This window comes from Rhizobacter sp. P2_H2, assembly GCF_056403375.1.
The window spans coordinates 1-3,760 of sequence record NZ_JBFUFP010000523.1 but is presented as its reverse complement, the minus strand read 5'-3'; the positions used below and the strand labels follow the sequence as shown (position 1 = coordinate 3,760).

The following is a 3,760-nucleotide window of genomic DNA, read 5'->3' as shown; positions in this document are numbered from 1 at the left end:
CGATCAAGCAACGCCCGCGGAACCGGCTTCGCCGGGCCGCCGGGTGGTGCCCCCTGGGGGGAGGGGCGAAGCGACTGGGGGGGCTCTATCTAGCCTAGCGCGTCGATCCGGATCAGCGCCAGCGACAGGTTGTCCCCCGTCCCCCGCGCCCGCTGGCGTGCCTTCGTCACCAGCATCTCGCTCGCCTCGCGCGGCGGCAGCGTGTGCACGATCGCGCCGAGTTCCTTCGGGCTGAAGTAGTGCCACAGCCCGTCGCTGCAGGCGAGCACCGAGTCGCCGACCTGCAGCTGGTCGATGTGGTGCAAGGTCAGCGGCGGATCCTGGTAGGTGCCGAGGCAGCCGGTCAGCAGGTTCGACTGCGGGTGCGTGTTGGCCTCTTCCTCGCTGATCTGGCCCTCGTCGACCAGGCGTTGCACGAACGAATGGTCGATGGTGCGGCGGACCATGTCCGGCCCGCGGAAGTGGTAGCAGCGCGAATCGCCGGCATGGATCATGTCGCACTCGCGCGAGGGGCTGATCAGGTAGGCCACCGCGGTGCTGTGCGGCTCTTCCTCGGCGGTGATCGCCGTCAGCTTGATCATCAGGTGCGCTTCGAGCACCAGTTGCTTCAGCAGCTCGGAGGGATCGTCCTGGTTCGGGCTGTAGCGCTCGAACAGCTGGCGTGCCGTCAGCACCACCTGGTCGGCGGCCTTGCGACCGCCGCTCTTGCCGCCCATGCCGTCGGCCAGCACCGCCAGGGCACACCCGGGAACCCGGTGATGGGGCAGGATCTCGACCTGGTCCTGCTGGTAGGCGCGGTCGCCGCGGTGCATGCCGGTGGCGGCATTCAGCCGATATCCTGGGGGTGTGCTCATGGGCGAAAACTATAATCGCTTTGCCCCCACGCCCACCTGCAATACTCCGCGACGTTCTCCTCGATGGACGACAACCTGCACTCGCCGCAGCGCCGCCTGATCGAGCTTCGCATCGAACACGCCGACCTCGACAGCCTGATCGACCGCGTGGCTGGCGAGCACTCCGACGACGAACTCGCGATGCGCCGGCTCAAGAAGCGGCGCCTGGCCCTGCGCGACCAGATCGCGAAACTGGAAACCCAGCTTGACCCTCCCGAACCCGCCTGATCTGACTCCGCTCGAAGAGGCCGTCGCCGAAGCCTTCGCCCAGGGCGGCGCGTTGTCGCAGGCCGATCCGCGCTATGTCGAGCGCGAGGTGCAGCAGCGCATGGCGCAGCAGGTGGCGCAGGCGATCGACGGGCGGCATGCGCTGGTCGCCGAGGCGGGCACCGGCGTCGGCAAGACCTTCGCCTACCTGGTGCCGACGCTGCTGTCGGGCGCGCGGGCGCTCGTCAGCACCGCCACCAAGAGCYTGCAGGACCAGCTCTTCCTGCGCGACCTGCCGCGCCTGCGCGATGCGCTCGGGCTGCCGCTGACGATTGCGCTGCTGAAGGGCCGCGCCAGCTACCTCTGCACGCACCGCATGAACCAGGCGCGCCAGTCGGCCCAGCTGCCAGACCGCTGGGCGGTGCGCACGCTGGCCAAGATCGAGACCTGGTCGCGCGCCACCACCAGCGGCGACCTGGCCGAGCTCGACGGGCTCGACGAGCGCTCCAGCGTGATCCCGCTGGTCACCTCCACCCGCGACAACTGCCTCGGCAGCGAGTGCCCCGACTACCGCCAGTGCCATGTGATGAAGGCGCGGCGCGAGGCGATGGCGGCCGACCTGGTGGTCGTCAACCACCACCTGTTCTTCGCCGACATGGCGCTGCGCGACTCGGGCGTGGCCGAGCTGCTGCCGAGCGTCGAGGTGGCGGTGTTCGACGAGGCGCACCAGCTCGCCGAGGCCGGCGTCGCCTTCCTCGGCACGACGCTCGGCACCGGGCAGGTGATCGACTTCGCCCGCGACATGCTCGGCGCCGGGCTGCAGTTGGCGCGCGGGCTCGCGCCATGGCAGGAACTGGCCGCCGCCTGCGACAAGGCGGCGCGCGATCTGCGCATGGCCGCCGCCGGCCCGCTGCGCGAGGTGCGCGGCAGCCTGAAGCTGCGCTGGGACGAACGCGCCGAGCGGGCGGATTTCGGCACCGCGCTGCAGGGCGTGGCGCAGGCCTGCGAGGCGGCCCAGCGCGGCCTCGACACCGTCAGCGAGATCGCCCCCGATTTCTCGAAGCTGATGGAGCGGGCGCAGAACTTCCGCCGCATGGCCGCGCAGTTCGAGCAGCCGGCCGCGCCGGGCTGCGTGCGCTGGATCGACCTGTCGCCGCACCAGGCGCGGCTGGTCGAGTCGCCGCTGGACATCCGCGACGCGCTGCGCGAGCAGATGGATGCGGCGCCGCGCGCCTGGATCTTCACGTCGGCCACGCTCGGCGACGACGAGCGGCTGTCGTGGTTCACCGAATCGGCCGGGCTCGAAGACGCGCTGACGCTGCGGGTGGGCAGCCCGTTCGACTACGCCGCGCATGCGCGGCTCTACATTCCCGCCGCCTTCCCGAAGCCGAACGAGCCCGGGCACCCGCCGGCCGTGGCCGCGCTGGCCGCGCGCTGTGCGCGGGCGCTGGGCGGGCGCACCTTCGTGCTGACCACCACGCTGCGGGCGCTGCAGACGGTGGGCGAACGGCTGCGCGACACCTTCGAATCCGAGGGCGACAACATCCAGGTGCTGATGCAGGGCTCGATGCCGAAGCGCCAGCTGCTGCAGCAGTTCCTCGCGCAGCCGCGCTCGGTGCTGGTCGGCTCGCAGAGCTTCTGGGAGGGCATCGACGTGCCGGGCGACGCGCTGCAGTGCGTGATGATCGACAAGCTGCCGTTCCCGCCGCCGAACGACCCGCTGGTCGAGGCGCGCGTCAAGCGCCTGGAGAGCGAGGGCCRCAACCCGTTCTCGGACTACTTCATCGCCGAGGCGGCGGTGTCGCTGAAGCAGGGCGCGGGGCGCCTGATCCGCAGCGAGACCGACCGCGGGCTGCTGGTGGTCTGCGATCCGCGCATGGCCGGCATGAACTACGGCAAGCGGCTGCGCGATGCCTTGCCGCCGATGACGCGGGTGATGGCCGAGGCCGAAGCCCTGGAGTGGCTGGAAGGCCTGCAGGCGCAGGCGCTTCCATTCTGAGTTCTATTGCGCCGTCGCCGGCAGCGGCTCGGACGCGATGAACTCGCTGTTCGGATAGTTCTTGCGCAAGACGCGCCCGGCGTCGTCGCGCAGCTGCTGCAGCCCGAGCTTGTCATAGCTCAGCACCATGATGTGCAGTGCCTCTTCGGTCGCCGGGCTCTGCTGGAATTCCTGCACCGTCTGCTGGGCGCGGTTGGCGGCGGCCACATAGGCGCCGCGCCGGTAGTAGTAGCGGGCGACGTGCACTTCGTAGGCCGCCAGCGAGTTGACGATGTAGCGCATGCGCGCCTGCGCGTCCGGCGTGTACTTCGACTGCGGGAACTGGTCGACCAGCTGCTTGAACGACTGGTACGAGTCCTTCGAGGCCTGCTGGTCGCGCTCGGACAGGTCCTGCCGCGCGATGCTGCTGAACAGGCCGAGGTTGTCGTTGAAGTTGACGACGCCCTGCAGGTACAGTGCGTAGTCGAAGGCCGGGCTGGTCGGGTGCAGCTTCAGGAAGCGCTCGAGGATCGACAGCGCCGTCGCCTTCTCGCCCGTCTTGTAGTTCAGGTACGCTCGCTCCAGCGTGGCCTGCTGCGCGAGCGGCGTGCCGGCGGCGCGGCCTTCGAGGCGCTCGTAGAGCTTCAATGCACGGTCGTAGCTGCCGGCATCGGCTTCGGAC

At 70.0% G+C, this 3,760-nt stretch carries 4 protein-coding genes; 2 read left to right on the top strand and 2 right to left on the bottom strand.

Annotation, left to right across the window (positions count from 1 at the left end):
- Positions 1-89 precede the first annotated feature (89 nt).
- A complete protein-coding gene (locus tag AC1D15_RS21665) occupies positions 90-854 on the bottom strand; it encodes a PP2C family protein-serine/threonine phosphatase (RefSeq protein ID WP_047502495.1) in 765 nt (254 codons plus the stop codon).
- A gap of 63 nt (positions 855-917) precedes the next feature.
- Here AC1D15_RS21665 and AC1D15_RS21660 point away from each other — a divergent pair, with 63 nt between their 5' ends.
- A complete protein-coding gene (locus AC1D15_RS21660; RefSeq protein WP_047502498.1) occupies positions 918-1,121 on the top strand; it encodes a YdcH family protein in 204 nt (67 codons plus the stop codon).
- Positions 1,099-3,099, top strand: a complete 2,001-nt coding sequence (gene yoaA / locus AC1D15_RS21655) for a DNA repair helicase YoaA (protein WP_477827592.1) — start codon at positions 1,099-1,101, stop codon at positions 3,097-3,099. Before AC1D15_RS21660 ends, yoaA begins: the two co-directional genes overlap by 23 nt.
- 3 nt (positions 3,100-3,102) lie before the next feature.
- Here yoaA and AC1D15_RS21650 read toward each other — a convergent pair.
- The coding region (locus AC1D15_RS21650) for an outer membrane protein assembly factor BamD (protein ID WP_477827591.1) at positions 3,103-3,760 on the bottom strand (658 nt) is incomplete at its 5' end.